We start from the raw sequence: 18,876 nt of genomic DNA, 5'->3' as shown, positions 1-18,876 counted from the left end.
ATAAATATAGATAACTATAGCGCAATTTTTAATCTTTTTGCTCAAAAAAAAGGTCTATCGCCAAAAAACCTATTCAGCTAACGCATTTAAAACAATAAAAGTATCTACCTAAACCTTTAGTCTTGTGGCACCTAAACCAATTCGATCGCAAATATACTGCTGGTTTTCACAGTATGCAACTAACTCATTCACAATAAATTGATACACTTCTTTTTTTTCTTTTTCCGGGTAAAGCACATGCACGTTAGCACCTGCGTCCAAGGTAAAGCATACATGTGTACCGGATGCCTCCCTAAATGCCCATATTTTATTTATTATTTCCAGAGTGTTGGGCTTCATTAAAACAAAGTAGGGGTCTCCGGTCATCATGATGGCGTGCAAAGTCAAGGCCTCACTTTCCACAATCTTTATAAATTCTTCCAAGTTGCCCGATTTTAAGATCGGCTTTAAGCTGCTAAGATTTCTATGGGCCTGCTGAAAACGTTGCTCTGCAAATGGATGTCCCTTGACCAAATCATGACCTACGGTACTACTAACCTGCTTTTGTCCTTTGTCCACTAGAAGAATGGTATCATGATAGTTTTTAAAAACAGGATGTACTTCAAAATCATAGGAAACACCATATAAATTGGTACTATTTGGAATTTCATCATGTATTCCCCAAGAAACAAGAGGTCCCTCAATGCTTCTGCAGGCACTTCCAGAACCTAATCGAGCTAGAAAAGAAGCTTTTTTACAAAAGAAACCATCATCCATTCCTGGTTGAAGTATTCTCTCTATTTCCACAAGGCATAAGGCCAAAGCCGACATCCCGCTTGCGGATGAAGCGATACCACTACTATGAGGAAACGAATTGGAGCTTTCAATAATAAAATGATAGTCCTTTAAAAATGGAACATAAGCTTCAATTCGTTTAAAAAATGTTTCGATTTTAGGTATAAAACTGGGTTTTGGATTCCCTTCGAAAAAAAATTCAAAAGAAAATTCAGGGTTAGGACTATCCAGTCTTTTAAAATTTATTTTGGTGGTAGTGGCGCATGCGCTTAATGTAAAACTGATAGAAGGGTTTGCTGGAACTTGTCCTTCCCTCTTTCCCCAATATTTTACCAATGCAATGTTACTAGGGGATTTATAAGCAACCTTTCCCTCCTCAAATAAATCAATGGGTTTGGAAGGGATAAAATCTTTTTCTGTCATGTAGCCAACTATTTTCGCAAAGATAGTTTTTAGCCAGACCAATAAAAATAAATGATTATTTTAGGGCATGAACACGGCCCTACTAAAAAAGAGACTTCCCTTTGTTTTGATAAGTGTCACCTTGTGTCTTGTTATCGGATTTGTATCCAGTGTGGTTACCCAAAGTTCCGTGAACGATTGGTACCTTACCTTGAACAAACCCAGTTTTAATCCACCCAACTGGTTATTTGCCCCAGTTTGGACTACTTTATATATCATGATGGGCATATCTGCCGGATGGGTCTGGGCGAAAGGTTTCCATCATAAGTGGGTTAAGACCGCCCTGTATCATTTTGGCTTTCAGCTTTTATTAAATGCGCTTTGGAGCATTGTTTTTTTTGGACTTCAATCGCCCTTTTGGGCCTTATTGGTCATCCTAGCGCTTTTGGTCATGATTATCTTTACCATCAAATGGTTCAGGCTGGTGAGCAAAATAGCGGCGTTTCTTTTAATCCCGTACTTGGCATGGGTCTGCTTTGCGACCCTACTGAATTACAAAATCTGGGAACTTAATTAGCGTTTCCCATTTCCAATAATTTCAACATCGTGCGGTAGTTTCTAGTGGTAGCTTCCAAACCTAGCTTTCGTTCTACTAGGTTGTTGTTCAATTTGGCATTTCCGTACCCGTTTTTACAGCAGAGATACAAACAATCCTCTACCAATTCCCATGTTTCATGCGGATAGACCTCCTTCCTGAACAAATCTAGCCTTTCCTTTTTGGGGGGTCCAAAAAGCATAACAAAGTATATTCTATTGGCTTCCAAATCCTCTTTTCTTGAAAATGGGTTATTGCGGATGATCTTATGCAAATCCGATACGGACTTGACCAAAACGGGCACCTCAAAACCGAAATGAGCCTTAATGATTTTTTCCAAAGAGACTTTTGTTTCGGGAACCGATACATCAGCTTCCTCAAAAATAACATTACCACTTTGAATATAGGTTTTTACGCCCTTAAATCCATTGTTGGACAGGATTGAACGCAATTCTGCCATAGGAACCTTTCTTTGCCCACTTACATTGATTCCCCTTAAAAATGCGATTTTTTTATCCATCGTTTTACGTTCGATCAAAACTGTTGACAATCCCCTGGGCCGCTAAAAAACCGCCCGTCCAGGCATTTTGGAAATTAAAGCCACCTGTTATCGCATCAATGTTTAAAATTTCACCCGCGAAATAAACATTTGGGAGCACTTTGCTTTCAAAGGTTTTGAAGTTGACCTCCTTTAAGTCCACGCCTCCTGCGGTCACAAATTCCTCCTTAAAAGTACTCTTCCCATTTACGAAGAACAGGCTTTCCGTCAATTGCGCCGTTAAGTCCTGTAACTGGTTTTTGCTTACTTCTGGCCATGTAAGGCTATCATCGATTCCGGCGGCACAAACCAAATTGGCCCATAATCGCTTGGGGACGTCCACCACCTTGGTTCTTAAAACCGTCTTTTTTTCGACCTGCTTCACCTTCATGAATAATTCCAGGAGTCCGTCTGGGTGATAGTCCGGAACCCAATTCACTTTGATTTTGAACTGGTACTTATAGGATTCCAATATACGAGCACCCCAAGCGGAAAGTTTTAAAATTGCCGGACCGCTCATACCCCAATGGGTAATCAATAATGGTCCTTCGGATGACAGGATTTCGCTATGGCCTACACGACCGTTATTTCTTCGGGATTTTATTTTGTCCAAAACGGTAACTTCGGTATGTGAACTTATACCCGGTATATTTTTGATGCGTTCGTCCTGAATATTGAAGGTAAACAACGAAGGTACCGGAGGAACGATGGTGTGGCCCAAACCGTTTAATAGTCCCCAAATTTTGGGGTTGCTTCCGGTAGTCAACAACAACTTTTTGGATCTATACGCTTTTTTGGCAGTGCTTATTTCCCATAGATCCCCTTGATCAGAAAAAACATTCTTAAATCCTGTAACGGTACAAATTCTAACTATATGTATGCCTAATCTATCCGCTTCGGATGTAAAACAATCGATAATGGTCTGTGAGGAATCCGTTGTTGGAAACATTCTGCCATCCTCCTCAATTTTTAAGGATATACCCCTTTTTTCAAAAAACCCGATGGTATCTCCAGTGGCATAGGTATGAAAAGGCCCTAACAACTCCTTTTCTCCTCTTGGATAATTGGACGCAAGGTCTGCGGGGTTGAACTCGGCATGGGTAACGTTACATCTTCCACCGCCGGAAACCTTTACCTTGGTCAACACCTGTTTGCCACGTTCCAGGATGGCTATTTTTAATTGGGGTCTAGCTTCGGCGATATGGATGGCCGCAAAAAAACCGGCCGCACCGCCCCCGACAATGACCACATCGAACATTACCGTACCCTTTCAGGATAATTGGTAATGATACCGTCAACACCAATTTTCTTCATGGCGTCAATATCAAAATCCTCATTTACGGTCCACACGTAAATTTTAAGTCCGGCTTCCCTGATCTGATTTGCGATTTCCAAATCCAGGTTTTTGAAATAGGGATTTATGGCAACCGCGTTAAGTTCCTTAGCCACAGGAATGGCGTCCACAGGGTTTTCTTCCGTTAATACCGCAAGCTGTACGTTTGGATTCAATTTTCTCATTTCGCGTAACTCGTCCCATTTGAAACTGGAAATGATAAAATTTTCGGTCGACCATCCTTGTTTCTCAATGTAATAGTTCATGATATGGTTGACCTTATCTGCTGTATCATCCCCTTTTAGCTCTATGTTCAGGGCCACTTTATTGTCTATCAATTTGAGGACATCCTGCAACATTGGGATTTTGTGTCCGCCATTAACTAATAATTTGCTTAGGTCGAAAATGTTGTACTCCTCAATCTTTCCTGGGCCGTTGGTCAATCTGTCCACCGTTTCGTCATGGAAAACAACGATTTCCCCACTTTGGATTTTGAACACATCGATTTCTATCATATCAACGCCCAGATCCATGGCCTTTTGAACGGAAGCCAAGGTATTTTCGGTTTCATGTCCCATGGCACCCCTATGCCCGATTACCAAAGGTTGATTCATATTGCAGGAAGATAGTAGTATCCCAAAAACTAAGGTTAAAAATACTCTTTTCATTTGCTCTATATATCTGTTTTATCAGTCAAATATAAGTAACCCGCCAGAAAGTTCTTGGGATGTATCCTTACATAGACTATAAAATTTCAAAAATAAAGGATTCCAATGGTTCAAGAGACACTTCTATATGGCCTTCTCCTGCAATAATGTTTAATTTATTTCTAATACCGTAGAGAGCATCCTTTATTTCATAGGTTCCTTCCTTCAATTTCCACTGCTCCAAAATCTCCTTTGGAACTTTTAAATCAAACGAAAAGGAATCGGTCACATCAAAATTAAGGACGATAACCAATTTCTGATTTCCGGACCATCGCACGTACGAAAGCACCCTATGGTTATAACCTTTTGTACGCTCCTTGTTGTAAAAATGAATTTCCCTATATTTTCCCATTAGGGCTTCGCTTTCCAAGGTGAAATTCAAAAGTCTCCGGTAAAAATCACGCAAATCCCGCTCCTGTTGGGTTAATTGACCCCCATCGAATTTTTTATTGTTTACCCATCTCTGATGATGTGGAACACCCACATAATCAAAAATGGAAGTCCTTGAGGCACTTCCAAATCCGGGATTTTCGGCTGCGGGCTCCCCCACTTCCTGCCCGAAATAGATCATGGTGGGGGAAGTACTGATCGTGGCGGAAACCACCATTGCGGGTTTTGCTATTTCGGCCTTGCCTACAAATTCCGGACTCGCAATACGCTGTTCATCATGGTTTTCCAAGAAATGGAGCATGTGATGTTCAATATCCTTGAGATTGTTCTGTACTACGGGAATATGATCGGACCAACCATAGCCTTTCATGATATGTTTGAGACCGTCATAAAAATCGACCTTATCGTATAAATAATCCATTTTTCCTTTGTGAATAAAGGTTCTGTAAAGATCAGGATTATAGACTTCAGCCATTAAGAAAGCATCCTCATTTCGCATTTTGATGTAGGAGTTCATAAAGCTCCAAAATTCCACTGGAACCATTTCGGCCATGTCATATCGAAATCCATCCACACCAAAATCCATCCAGTACAAGGCAATGTCCCTAAATTTTATCCAAGAATCTGGCACATCCATATGCTGCCAAAATCGGAAGTGTTCCTTAAAATCTTTGTCCCCAAAATCATACGGAAGAAGGTCGAAATCCAAACCGCCATCGGGTTTTACACCGTAATTTACGCGGACTGTTTCGTACCAGTCGTTCATATCGGGCTTGGGACTTCTGGAACCGTTCCCTGTCCATTTGGCCGGATTTTCCTTGAGCGTTCCTATGGATATATGCCGTTCACCGCCCAAGGGCTTATAGCCATCCCTCCAATCCGGCACTTCAAAACGGGCGCCGGGGATATAGTAAAAATTATTATTTTTTTGATACTCTTTACTGGTATCATCATCGGCACCAAAACTGCGTACACCATTGGGGTTGGAGATACCTTGATAATCCCGGGCTACATGATTGGGCACAATATCCATGATGACCTTCATACCATGGGCATGGGTCCTATTTATTAGCTCTTTATATTCCTGCAACCTTTTTGCAGGGTCCAGGGCCAAATCCGGATTCACATTGTAATAATCCTTTACGGCATAGGGGGAACCTGCGCGCCCTTTAACCACGTTGGGGTCGTCATTTGAAATACCATAGGCCGTGTAATCCCTGATTACGGCGTGATGCGGAACACCGGTATACCAAATGTGCGACACGCCAAGCTTTTTGATTTCCGATAAGGCCTTATCGGTAAAATCCGCAAACTTGCCCACCCCATTTTCCTCGATGGTTCCCCAGGGTTTATTGGTAGTGTTGGTATTCCCAAAAAGTCGGGTAAAAACGTGGTAGATTACGATTTTTCCTTGCATTTCAATTTCCTATTTCCAACAAATCGTCGGACCCCCCAAAAAATACGGGGTCTTAGTTAACATTTAAGGGCATTTTGGGCAATAACTCATGTGCTTTACCTCGCACCAGAATGGAAATTCCGTTGTCCCCGTTCAGTTCAAAGGTCAATTCGTTGGAAGCGACCTTAACCTTGATGATGCGGTTCCTAAAATTCACTTTAAAGGAATAAGCGTCCCATTGCTTGGGTATGCGGGGCTCAAAGGAAAGTGTATCATTGACCACACGCATACCCCCAAAACCTTCAACGATGCTCATCCAGGTACCTGCCATGGAGGTTATATGGAGTCCTTCCTCAACTTCCTTGTTATAATCGTCCAAATCCAATCTGGAAGTTCTAAGGTAAAACGTATACGCCTGTTCCATTCTTCCCAATTTTGCCGCTTGGATACTATGCACACAAGGTGATAAGGAAGATTCGTGCACGGTGAACGGTTCGTAAAAATCAAAATGCTTTTCCAGTTCATCCGTTGTAAAATGATCCTCAAAAAAGTAGAAGCCTTGAAGCACATCGGCTTGTTTTATATACGGCGATCGTAGAATACGGTCCCAGCTCCACTTTTGGTTAATGGGCCGTTCCGATCGTTCCAAATCGCTTACCTTGACCAAATCCTTGTCCAAGAATCCATCCTGTTGCAGGTAGACGCCATATTCCTCCGAATAAGGGAAATACATGGAATCCGCCACTTTTTTCCAGGCATCACATTCGGTAGGCGTAAGGTTGGTCTTGCCCATTATCCTTTTGTAATCCTCCGGATATCCTTCCTTTACCTTGGTCAATTGTTCCAGGGCAAATTGGATACACCACTGGGCCAAGTAATTGGTGTACCAATTGTTGTTGACATTATTTTCATATTCGTTGGGACCGGTTACCCCCAAAATGACAAATTTGTTCCTGAGGGTGGAAAAATTCGCTCGTTGGTGCCAAAAACGGGCAATACCAATGAGCACTTCCAAGCCCATCTCTGGAATATAGGAGTAATCCCCCGTATATCGGTAGTAATTATAAATAGCAAATGCGATGGCACCGTTTCTGTGGATTTCCTCGAATGTTATTTCCCATTCGTTATGGCACTCCTCACCGTTCATGGTCACCATGGGATATAGGGCAGCCCCATTGGTAAACCCGAGTTTCTCTGCGTTCTCAATGGCTTTTTCCAAATGGTTATACCTATATTTCAATAATTTCCGGGCAACCATTTCGTCCTTCGTGGCCATATAGAATGGTATACAGTAGGCTTCGGTATCCCAATACGTACTACCCCCATATTTTTCTCCTGTAAATCCTTTTGGACCTATGTTCAGTCTGGAATCCGTTCCTAAATAGGTTTGGTTCAATTGAAAAATATTGAACCGAATTCCCTGCTGCGCCTTTATATCACCTTGGATGTTGATATCGCTCATTTCCCAAATCCGTGCCCAGGCCTCTTTTTGCTTTTCCAATAAGTTTTCAAAACCAAGATTGGTAGCTTTGTCCAATGCCTCATTGGCCGCATCTACCAGTGCATCCTCGGGATGGTTTCTGGAAACGGTATATCCCCCAAATTTTGTGAGGGTCAGTTTCTCCCCTTTTAAGACTTTCTGCGAAAATTGCAAGGATACAAAGGTATCCGTGGATGTTTCCAAAGTTCCGGGAATCGAAACACCCTTGTAATCCAAACTTGCCTGCATGAAAGTGCAGGTCTTGAAATGCGTCTTCATGGTGTGGGCTTCAATAAAGGCCCTGTTGCCCGATGAGGACACCTTGGTAGTATTCCAGAATTTGTCGTCCCAATTGCTATCCTCATTGGTTATTCCACTATCCAAATAGGGAATGAAGGTTACTTCACCATCCATATTTTTTAGGGATATGTCAAATGAAATGGCACCCACCTCGTCCAATTCCAAACTTAGGAATCTGGTAATGTGGACCTCAACTTGGGCGTCGTTGGGTAAAACAGCTTCAAAGCTTCTTTTGTACCAACCCTCTAGCATATTCAATTCACGCTTGAAAACCGATACCTTTTTACAGGTAGCCAAATCGAGTTCAGTCCCATTTACAAGCACCTTTATACCAATCCAGTTAGGCGCGTTCAATACTTTGGCGAAGTACTCCGGATAACCATTTTTCCACCAGCCCACACGGGTTTTATCTGGGTAGTAGACACCTGCAATATAACTACCCTGGAACGTTTCCCCGGAATAGGTTTCCTCGAAATTGGCCCGTTGTCCCATGGCCCCATTTCCTATACTGAAGAGACTTTCAGAGGATTTTACCCTTTCCGCATCAAAACCTTCCTCTATAATGGACCACTCGTTAGGTCGTATGTAATCCTGATTCATATATTATTATTGGGATAAAATTTTTGTCTATTCTTAGTTGGCCTATACAGCCGATTTATTGCAGCAAGCTGTTCAAAAAATCATCGGTCATTTCCGTGAAATCGTTGAAATTATAGTTCGCTTCGGTCAAGGTATTCGAATCCCCAATACCTATACTTGTCATTATGGCGTTGTTGGCTGCTTTTATGCCAGCAACCGCATCTTCAAACACCACACAATTCTGGGGTACTACTTGAAGATTTGAGGCGGCGATCAAGAAAACTTCCGGATCCGGTTTTGCCTTTGTAACATTATTGCCATCAACAATGACATCAAAAAAAGGCAAAAGACCAACTTTTTCCAAGATGGGTCTAGCATTTTTACTTGCAGATCCCAAAGCGATTGGAACCTTCTTGTTTTTTAGAAATTCCAGGACACGCGGTACATCGGGTAAAATCTCCGATGCGTCCATTTTTTCAATATAGTCCAAATAATCCTTGTTTTTTTCGACCATCCAACGGTCAAACTGCTCCCTACTGGCATTAACTTTTCCAATTTCCAAAAGTATCTCAAGACAACGCTTTCGGCTAACCCCCTTAAAAAGTTCATTTTGCTCCAAGGTAAAGTCAAAACCCAATTCATTGGCCAATTTTTTCCAAGCTAGGTAATGATATTTGGCCGTATCCACGATAACACCGTCCAAATCAAAAATAAATCCCTTTTTTTCCATGCCGGCAAAAGTAACTAATTGATAGTGGATTCCCTATGGATAATAGTAGCGGAAATCACTTCTGTTTTATGGTTTCCTTCCAAATCGTTCTCTATTCGGTCTATCAGCAATCTGGCGGCTGTTTCGCCCATAAGCTCTCCATGCTGCGCCACAGTCGTCAACTTGGGCGTTGAATATCTGGACAAAATTCCGTTGGTAAACCCAATGAAAGAAATATCCTCCGGCACTTTCTTTCCCTGCCTTTGGACTACATCCATGCATTTAATCGCAAAAATTTCGTTTACGCAGAGTACGGCATCTATTTCGTTGTTTTCGAAAAAGTTCCAAATATCGGTATCGTCCTCACTTTTATAAGGCAATGTTAATACCAATGCATCATTGTAATCCAATCCATTTTTCCGTAATGCCGTTTGATACCCTTTTGCCCTGTCATAACTAACATTGAAATAGCCCTCCGTGGTTATTAAGGCAATATTCCTCTTCCCTGTATGGATCATATACTCCACCGCCTCATAGGCTATTTCCTCATCATTGAGAATTACCTTATCACATAAAACCTCCTCTGACACACGATCAAAAAGTACAAGGGGAATTCCTTGTTTCAAGACCTCATTGAGATGGGTATAATCATTCTTCTCCTGTGTTTCGGCGGACAGGGACATAATGAATCCATCTATGCTGCCATTGGCTAAGAGTTCCATATTAAGAACCTCCTTTTCAAAAGACTCATCCGAAACACAAATCATTACGTTATATCCTTTTTCCCCTGCATATTGTTCGATTCCCCTAAAAACGGTAGTGAAGAAATGATGGACAATATCCGGGATAATAACACCTATGTTTTTTGTTTTTCTATTTTTAAGACTTAGGGCTATATTATTGGGCCTATAATTATAAAGTTTGGCGAACGCCTGAATCTTTTCCTTCGTATCCTTACTGATTTCCTCACTATTTTTCAATGCTTTGGAAACCGTAGATATAGATACTTCCAATTCCTTTGCGATTTGTTTTAAAGTGACTCTCCTTTTCAATTGGAAAATTGTATTAGGTGGAATAACAGAGGTAGCAAATTACATAAATTTTAGAATAAAATTTAAACCCGATTCAAATAGAACGTTTTTGGATTTCTTTAAATATTTGACAAGAAAAGAGTAAGAAAAATTAAATCCATATATTTGTTTAAAATTGTAATTTCACATTTTAGGTTTATTTTTTTTACGAATTGAATATTTTAACACCTTCAAGATTCACAAACCTTTAATCCTTTTAAAAGTTATTAACACGAAAACGGTTTCGTAACTATATAATTGATTCTATATGTGTGCTTTTGACATTTTTACATATTTTTAACTCTTGAAATTAATTAAACTCAACTTAAATTAACAATTTATGAAGATTACGCTATTAAAAAGCCTAGTTGTTCTTGGGGCAATTTTGACCTTTGGCATTAATCAGGCACAAGAAGTTTCGGGTACCGTTTCCGATGCTTCTGGCCCCTTGCCAGGTGCAAGTGTTTTGGAAAAGGGAACAACAAACGGTACACAGACTGATTTTGATGGAAACTACACCCTTTCAGTAGGGGAAGATGCCGTTCTAGTTGTAAGCTATATAGGTTACAAAACCCAGGAAGTATCTGTAAACGGCAGAACAACTGTAAACTTTACTTTGGAAGAAGACGCTGAAGCTTTGGAAGAAGTTGTAATAATTGGTTATGGTACTACCACGGTAAAGGATGCTACAGGATCTGTAACGGCCGTAACCTCCGAGGATTTCAACGGTGGAAACATTGCCTCTCCGGAACAATTAATTCAAGGCAAGACCGCTGGTGTTAATATTCAACAAACAACCGGTGAGCCTGGTGCTGGTATTCAAATTAACATTAGGGGAGCCAACTCGGTAAGAGCAAATAACAACCCTCTTTTTGTTGTTGACGGAGTACCCCTTTTTGGTGAAAATACGGAAGCCACTGGTTCCAATGCCGGAGGAACTGGCAGTGGACAGGTGGGTAACCCGTTAAACTTCCTTAACCCCAACGATATTGAAAGTATGAGTATCCTGAAGGATGCCTCTGCAACCGCCATCTATGGTTCGCGTGGTGCAAACGGTGTTGTAATCATTACCACCAAAAGTGGTAAAGGAGCTTCACAAGGATCTTGGGAATTCTCTTCAAATTTAAGCGTTGCCAAGCCCGTAAGACTATTTGACCTATTAAGTAGGGATGAATTTTTAACAGCACTACCGGATTATGGAGCTGACCCAGTTGCCAACGATTTTGGATCGAACACAGACTGGCAAGAGGTAATATTCCGTTCAGCAGCATCCACAAATAATAACATCTCCTATTCTAACAACTATGGATCAGGAAACGTTCGTACTACTTTTGGTTACTCCAAGCAATTTGGTACCATTGAAAAATCTGAATTTGAAAGAATTACGGGAAGATTAAATTTAAACCAAAGATTTTTGGACGACAAATTATTGTTAACTCTTCAAACATCCGTTTCAAGGGTAAATAGGTCACAACCACCGCTGAATTCCGGCGCAGGTGTTGAAGGTGATATTTTAGGTGCAACCTATTCTGCAAATCCTACTTGGCCCAATAGCATATCCTTTCAACCTCCAGGAAGTATTTCCAGGAACCCAATCAACATGTTGGTTGAATCACAAAACATCAGCAACACAGACAGATTTTTATTAAATGGTTCTGTGGATTACAAATTCACTCCTGAAATTTCTGCCAAAGTGAATGCTGGATACGATAAATCGAGTAGTGAAAATGTCTCAGTTCTAACATCTGATATTATCAATTATCCAGGGATTTCAGGACAGGGTTTTGGAACGTATTACAGTCTTGAGAGGGATAATAAAACCTTAGAGACAACCATTTCATATAATAAGGAGTTCGAAAAATCGAATCTCGATGTTGTTCTGGGATATGCTTACCAAGACTTTAGAACCCAAGGTAGGAATACTACCGGTAGAGGATTTAGCACAACCGATTTAAATCAAATGGGCAGGGATTTAGTAAGTACGGTGAAAGAGGCTCAAGGAACCATTGATGGGTCCTTTCAACAGTTCTATTATGCAACCAATACATCTGATTTGGTCGTAAATAGATTATTCCCTTCTTCAACTACTGACAACATACCTTATGCATTTGAAAGGAAAGTAGACGCTGTTACCGCTGATACTTTTGACAACACTGATGAATTGCAATCTTATTTTGGAAGAATCAATTATTCGCTGAATAACAAATATCTTTTTACAGCTACAATGAGGGCGGATGGTTCATCTAGATTTGGACCTGAAAACCAATATGGTTACTTTCCTTCCGCTGCTTTTGCTTGGCAATTGGCCGAAGAGGATTTTATAGGTGAAAATACCTCGACTCTTAAGTTAAGGTTAAGTGCAGGTCTTACTGGTAACCAAGCCGGTTTAGGTTATGGTAATTTTGTGGCCAGACAGCGTTTTGGAGGTCTTGGCAGTAACAATGATGCTGTAGTACAACAAAATGGTTTGGCAATTGTGGCTACAGATAATCCTGAATTGAAATGGGAAAGTACATTGGATTACAATGTCGGATTGGATTTTGGATTCAACAATGATCGATTGAATGGTAGTATTGATGTATATCGCAGGGACACAAGAGACTTATTATTACGTACACCTCCTGCTTTCCCTGCTACAACTCCATTCCAGTTTGGTAATGTGGATGCGAGTGTAATCAACCAAGGTATTGAATTTGCCATAGGTTATGATTTCATTCAACAACAGGATGTGAATTTCTCTGCAAACTTCAATATTTCTTATAACCAAAATGAAATACAAGACTTTGCAGGAGCAATCAACTCTGGACCAATAAACGGTCCCGGTTTAACAGGTGCTTTTGCGCAACGTTTTGAATCCGGATATTCCTTATTCTCTTATTACATGGCTATATTCGAAGGATTTGATAGCACTGGAAATCCAATATATACAGATGTTGATGGAAATGGCGTTGGAGATCCTGATGTGGACAAAACATTTGTTGGTGAAGATGCATTGCCGGATATTACAAGTGGTCTTTCGTTGAATTTTAGGTATAAAAACTGGGATGTGAACACATTTTTCTCAGGACAATTTGGTTTCTCGGTTTACAACAACACCGCGAACTCCTTCTTTAACGCAGGTCAATTGGGTACTGCAAGAAACGTTACACAAAATGTACTTGCCCTTGGTGAAGACCCGGGAGCATCTACAGCAGTATCATCAAGATTCTTAGAAAAAGGTGATTTCGTAAGGTTCCAAAATGCATCTATTGGATATAAAGTTCCTTTATCTGGAGAAGGTGCTTTGAAAAGCCTTAGATTTTCTTTAACTGGCCAGAATCTGTTCTTAATTACGGATTATAGTGGAATTGATCCTGAGGTAACTGTAAATACTGGTAACTTGAACGCAGCAGAATTGCCAACAAGGGGTATCGACTTTATGACGTTCCCAAATCCACGTACATTTACTTTTGGAATAAATGCTTCATTTTAATTAAAAAAAAATTGTTTTATCATGAAAAGATTTAATTTAAAAATTTATCTAACAAGTTTCCTGATGGCAGCGGGGTTTGTATCCTGTACCGATTTGGAAATTGAGGAAACCGATTCCTTTATATCGGAAGGTTTCCAAGGACTTGAAAACCCGGCTTCTTCATTGGAAGCATTGTATGGAGCTGTTAGGGGGCAGCTATCTGACCAAGCTAATACATATGCCCTTTTAGAAGTTACTACAGATGCTCAACTTATTCCCACTAGAGGAGCTGACTGGGGTGACAACGGTCGCTGGAGAAAATTACACCAGCACGAATGGGGCTTGGAAGATGCTGATGTTATTACACCATTTGAGCAATGGAACTCCAACCAACTATTGGCTTCACAAATTTTAGATGACAGGAGCAACTCTCCTGAAGACGTCAAGTTAGAAGCACGTTTTCTCAGAGCATATGCCATGTGGAGAATTTTAGACCTTTATGGACAAGTACCGTTCAGGGATACAAGTTTACCTACCACAGCATTGCCAGAGGTACTTTCTGGTCAGGCTGCTGTAGATTTTATCTTAGCTGACCTAGACACTTGTATATCAGGTTTACCTTCACTTACAGGAAATTCAGGGGAAGAGCTGAAAAGACCTGGTAAAGCAGCCGCTAGATTCTTAAAAGCAAAAATTCTTTTAAACAAACATGTTTATGTAAACCAGTTAAACGGTGGTGGTGGATCTCCTGATGCAGGAGATATGGCCGAAGTCATTTCTTTGGTTGATGCTATTACAGCAGATGGATATGAATTGGACGAGAACTATTTTGAGATTTTCAAAGCCAGTCCAGACAGTGAAACGATTTGGTTCACAGAATCCAACGTACAAAACATGATTTACGCTCCACTTCACTTGAATTCTTTTGGTCTAGCCGGGGGTGGCGGATGGAATGGATTTAGTACCTTGGCTGAATACTATGATTTATTCGAAGGAGACCCAAATAGCAATAGGGTTGAAACTGATCTTACTCCCTTGGATGGACAAGAAATTAGACGTGGAGGTGTTCCTGCAGAAGGACTTCCATTTACCGGTAGAGAATATACAGAAGATGTAGAAGGATATGAATTTGGCTCCAACGTTGGTTTTGGATTTTTAGTAAACCAACAATACGATTTGGATGGAAGTAAATTACAAGACAGACAGGGCGTTGATTTGGCCTTTACTAGAGATTTTGTAGACGGAACCGGTTCCAAAAATTTGATAAATAATAGTGAAAGAACAGGTATTCGAATTATTAAATACAATCCCCGTTTTGGTGAAACTACATTGCATAAAGTGCAGTTTAGATATGCCGACGCCTATTTAATGAAAGCGGAAGCAATGTTCAGAAGCGGTGGTGACCCAACTGAAATGATTAATACACTACGTGTGTTAAGGGGTGCGAATCCACTTGGTTCAGTAGCTGAAAGCGACATTCTTGATGAAAGAGGAAGGGAATTATATACTGAAGGTTGGAGAAGAAATGATTTAATTCGTTTTGGACAATATCTTAGAGCATGGGAATTTAAGAATGATGCGGAAATTGCAAATCAGAAAAGATTGTTGTTCCCCATCCCATTACCACAGCTATTGGCCAATCCAAATTTGGTGCAAAATCCAGGTTACGAATAGTAGTTCAATTTTTTGAGTATATAAGAATCCCTTCCATGGAAGGGATTCTTTTTTTAATAAAACTTAATAAAAGTTTAAAACAGTTAGTGCAAGGTTAAAAAGTATTTCTAAAAGCTAATAAATTCATTTCTTTACACTCACTTTTGCTTGCTTGGCCCTTATGCAAAAACACTTGGTATATATTGGTTTACTACTACTTTTAACAGGATGTGCTAAAAATACTAAGGACAAACTCTTTAACAGGTTACCGTCCAGCAGTACCGGCATCCAGTTCTCAAATACCCTAACAAGTACTCCTCGACTAAATATTCTCAATTATTTGTACTATTACAACGGTGCTGGTGTTATTACCGCAGATTATAATAACGATGGACTTATAGATCTTTTTTTTGCGGGTAACCAAGTACCCCCCGCCTTCTACGTAAACCAAGGAAATTTCAGGTTTAAAAAAATACCTATCCCTTGGGATGAAATGGATTTAAACAGCTGGACTACCGGGGTCACTCAGGTAGACATTAACAACGACGGATTATTGGATATCTACATCTGTCAGGCTTCAGGATACAGAGCCCTAAAAGGAAAAAATAAACTGTTTGTAAATCAGGGGTTAGACGCTTCTGGAAATCCTATTTTCAAGGACCAATCAATGGAATATGGTCTAGATTTCGAAGGACTTTCTACCAAAGCTGTATTTTTTGATTATGACCTTGATGGGGATTTAGATATGTACTTATTGAACCATTCAGTCCATCCGAACCTCAATTACGGTAAAGGAGAAAATCGGTCTAAAATTGACCCAATTTCAGGAGACCTACTTTATGAGAATGTAAATGGCCATTTTACCGATGTAAGTAAGAAAGCTGGAATATTCCAGGGAAAAAGTGGATATGGTTTGGGAATTTCCATCTCGGACATTAATCTTGATGGCTATCCGGATATTTATATTGGCAATGATTTCTTTGAAAATGATTATCTCTACATCAATCAACAAGACGGCACATTTAAGGAAATAATATCCCATGATGACACAAAAATGGGCCATACCTCGCACTACTCCATGGGAAATGCCATAGCGGATGTTAATAATGACGGTTATCCGGACATCATTTCTTTGGATATGCTTCCCGAAGATTTACAGACCTACAAAACTTCGGGGCTGGAATATGGTTATCCAATTTATCAACAATATTTAAAAAATGGTTTTGCTCCACAATTCATGCAAAACACCCTACACCTAAATAATTCAGGTTCCAGCTTTTCGGAAATCGGTTTTTTAAGCGGCATTTCCGCAACTGAATGGTCTTGGGGACCCTTATTGGCAGACTTTGATAATGATGGGCATAAAGACCTTTTTATTACCAACGGAATAAAAGGAGCTACCAATGACATGGATTATATGAACTTCATTGCCAATGAAGATATTCAGCGCAGGATAGATGCCGGCATGAGGAATACAGATATGCCATTAATTAATGAAATTCCTGAAAAAAAAGTAGCCAACTATATTTTTAAAAATAATGGGGATCTAACATTTTCGGATAATACTAATAACTGGTTCGAAAGCCAACCTTCATTTAGCAATGGTTGTGCCTTTGCCGATTTGGATAACGACGGAGACCTTGATCTAATAATAAATAATATAGATGAAGAAGCTACCATTATGGAAAACACCCTGCAAAACAACAACTTCGTTAAACTAAAATTTAAAGGACCTTCCAAAAACATCAACGCTATAGGAGCAAAGGTATATGTTTATTCGAACGGAAATGAACAGTTCCAAGAACTTTACCCATCCAACAATTACCTTTCATCAGGTTCCAATACTCTAATTTTTGGAATGGGAAAAGACTCCGTAGTGGATTCACTATCCATCATTTGGCCGGACAATTCAATAAAGAAAATCACCAAGCTAAAGCTGAATAAGGAAATCGTAGTGACTTATGAAGCTCCTGAACGTTCAAGTTTTATTCCGAAAAAAAAGTCTTTAGTGTATAACTATTACACAGGAAAGGATTTTGCCATAGATTTTGTTCATGAAGAAAAACAGACACTTGACTTTAACAAAGAACCCTTGATTCCTTTTGCCTCATCCAATGAAGGACCTGCAATTTCCGTAGCCGACATTAATATGGATGGCCTTTCGGATATATTTATTGGAGGAGCCAAAACGCAATCCTCCAAATTATATATTCAAGATAAAAATGGACAGTTTGCCGAAAGTCAATCAGATTTGTTCCACCCTAAATCTATCAACGAAGACGTTACCAGTTCTTTTTTTGATGCAAATGGGGACAGCAATCTAGACCTTTTGGTGGCAAGTGGCGGAAACGAATTTCGTGATGGAAACCCATTAAAACCCAGGCTTTACTTGAACTATAAGGGGACTTTTAATGAGGACGTTACTGCCTTTGAAAACGTTGCCCTTAATGCTTCCAAGGTGTTGCCCTTTGACTATGACAATGATGGGGATATGGACGTTGTTATAACTTCAGACCTTGTACCCTCTATGTACGGCGAAGTTCCAGAACAATATTTCTTTGTAAATGATGGAAATGGAACGTTTACCAATGCTGTCAATACTATTGCCCCAGAGCTCAAAAAAATAGGGAATGTAAAAGATGTGCTATGGGAAGATATCAACGGTGATGGACTAAGCGACTTAATAGCGGTTGGTCACTGGATGCCTATTTCCATTTTTATCAACGATGGCAAAAAGTTAAAACTTTTAAAATCAAATGGCTTAGAACAGACTCATGGATGGTGGAACACCATATTTACTATGGATGTTGACAATGATGGCGATCAGGATATTATTGCCGGAAATTGGGGTAGCAACACCAAATTCCAGGCTACTGAAGAAAAACCCATTACCCTGTACAACTATGATTTTGATTCCAACGGACAAAAAGATCCAGTTATAACCTATTATCATGGCAATACGGAAACACCATTCGCTTCCAAGGATGAACTAGTAAAGCAAATGCCGTTCCTCAACAAGAGGTTTCTTTCCTATAATTCTTTTGCCAAAGCGAGTATTGAAGAGATATTCGGTAATTCCACATTGAGCGAATCGGATAAAAAATTTGTCTATGAATTAAAAAGTTGTTTATTCTTGAACGAAGGAAACGGGAAGTTTAAAAAGCAACCGCTGCCATTAATTACACAGGCATCTTCCGTTCACGACATAACTTCTGGAGATTTTAACGGAGATGGTTATTCTGATTTATTGATTGTTGGTAATACCTTTGAAATGAGTACGCAGCTAGGTCGGTTAGATGCATTACATGGATTAATTTTGTACCATTCCAAGGACAATCAAAATCCATTTACAGGCCAATACCAAATGTTGGAAATTGATGGAGCAGCCAGGGAAATACAAAAAATTAAACTAAAAAACAGGGAGGCATTTATTATTGCCCGTAACAATGCCTCACCAATTTTTTTTACATACAAGAATCAAAATGAATAAGGCTTATTA

12 protein-coding genes are annotated in these 18,876 nt (G+C 39.9%); 4 read left to right on the top strand and 8 right to left on the bottom strand.

Features of this window, described 5'->3' with window-relative positions; genetic code table 11:
• Positions 1–108: 108 nt before the first annotated feature.
• Positions 109–1,197: a diphosphomevalonate/mevalonate 3,5-bisphosphate decarboxylase family protein gene (locus DZC72_RS07685; protein ID WP_125222254.1), complete on the bottom strand. Its 1,089-nt coding sequence runs from the start codon at positions 1,195–1,197 to the stop codon at positions 109–111.
• Between the two features lie 67 nt (positions 1,198–1,264).
• On the opposite strand from DZC72_RS07685, the gene DZC72_RS07680 reads away from it, so the two are divergent.
• Positions 1,265–1,753: a TspO/MBR family protein gene (locus DZC72_RS07680; protein ID WP_125222253.1), complete on the top strand. Its 489-nt coding sequence runs from the start codon at positions 1,265–1,267 to the stop codon at positions 1,751–1,753.
• Here DZC72_RS07680 and DZC72_RS07675 read toward each other — a convergent pair.
• From DZC72_RS07675 to DZC72_RS07645, 7 genes are all read right to left on the bottom strand, one after another.
• Positions 1,746–2,291, bottom strand: a complete 546-nt coding sequence (locus tag DZC72_RS07675) for a DUF1697 domain-containing protein (RefSeq protein ID WP_125222252.1) — start codon at positions 2,289–2,291, stop codon at positions 1,746–1,748. The genes DZC72_RS07680 and DZC72_RS07675 overlap by 8 nt on opposite strands.
• A gap of 4 nt (positions 2,292–2,295) precedes the next feature.
• Positions 2,296–3,567 (bottom strand): BaiN/RdsA family NAD(P)/FAD-dependent oxidoreductase, encoded by a 1,272-nt coding sequence (locus DZC72_RS07670; protein WP_125222251.1) that lies wholly within the window; start codon positions 3,565–3,567, stop codon positions 2,296–2,298.
• Entirely contained in the window at positions 3,567–4,310 is a 744-nt protein-coding gene (locus DZC72_RS07665; RefSeq protein WP_125222250.1) for a glycerophosphodiester phosphodiesterase, read from the bottom strand. The genes DZC72_RS07670 and DZC72_RS07665 overlap by 1 nt, the downstream gene beginning before the upstream one ends.
• A 76-nt stretch (positions 4,311–4,386) precedes the next feature.
• Complete coding sequence (locus tag DZC72_RS07660; RefSeq protein WP_125222249.1) at positions 4,387–6,156, bottom strand: alpha-amylase family glycosyl hydrolase; 1,770 nt, start codon at positions 6,154–6,156, stop codon at positions 4,387–4,389.
• A gap of 52 nt (positions 6,157–6,208) precedes the next feature.
• The gene (locus DZC72_RS07655) at positions 6,209–8,515 is read right to left on the bottom strand and encodes a glycoside hydrolase family 65 protein (RefSeq protein WP_125222248.1); all 2,307 of its coding nucleotides are present in this window, start codon (positions 8,513–8,515) and stop codon (positions 6,209–6,211) included.
• A gap of 55 nt (positions 8,516–8,570) precedes the next feature.
• Complete coding sequence (gene pgmB / locus DZC72_RS07650) at positions 8,571–9,224, bottom strand: beta-phosphoglucomutase (protein ID WP_125222247.1); 654 nt, start codon at positions 9,222–9,224, stop codon at positions 8,571–8,573.
• Positions 9,225–9,238: 14 nt separating this feature from the next.
• Positions 9,239–10,255, bottom strand: a complete 1,017-nt coding sequence (locus DZC72_RS07645) for a LacI family DNA-binding transcriptional regulator (protein WP_125222246.1) — start codon at positions 10,253–10,255, stop codon at positions 9,239–9,241.
• A 358-nt stretch (positions 10,256–10,613) separates the two neighbouring features.
• Here DZC72_RS07645 and DZC72_RS07640 point away from each other — a divergent pair, with 358 nt between their 5' ends.
• The 3 genes from DZC72_RS07640 (at position 10,614) to DZC72_RS07630 (ending at position 18,867) form a co-directional block, all read left to right on the top strand.
• Positions 10,614–13,745: a SusC/RagA family TonB-linked outer membrane protein gene (locus tag DZC72_RS07640; RefSeq protein WP_125222245.1), complete on the top strand. Its 3,132-nt coding sequence runs from the start codon at positions 10,614–10,616 to the stop codon at positions 13,743–13,745.
• A 21-nt stretch (positions 13,746–13,766) separates the two neighbouring features.
• Positions 13,767–15,398, top strand: coding sequence for a RagB/SusD family nutrient uptake outer membrane protein (locus tag DZC72_RS07635; RefSeq protein WP_125222244.1), 1,632 nt, complete (start codon positions 13,767–13,769; stop codon positions 15,396–15,398).
• 160 nt (positions 15,399–15,558) lie between these two features.
• Positions 15,559–18,867, top strand: coding sequence for a VCBS repeat-containing protein (locus tag DZC72_RS07630; RefSeq protein ID WP_125222243.1), 3,309 nt, complete (start codon positions 15,559–15,561; stop codon positions 18,865–18,867).
• The last annotated feature ends 9 nt before the right edge of the window (positions 18,868–18,876 follow it).

The organism is Maribacter algicola, assembly GCF_003933245.1.
In the GTDB taxonomy this organism is placed as follows: domain Bacteria; phylum Bacteroidota; class Bacteroidia; order Flavobacteriales; family Flavobacteriaceae; genus Maribacter; species Maribacter algicola.
The sequence above is the reverse complement of the archived record's forward strand: the minus strand, read 5'-3'. Positions and strand labels throughout refer to the sequence as shown.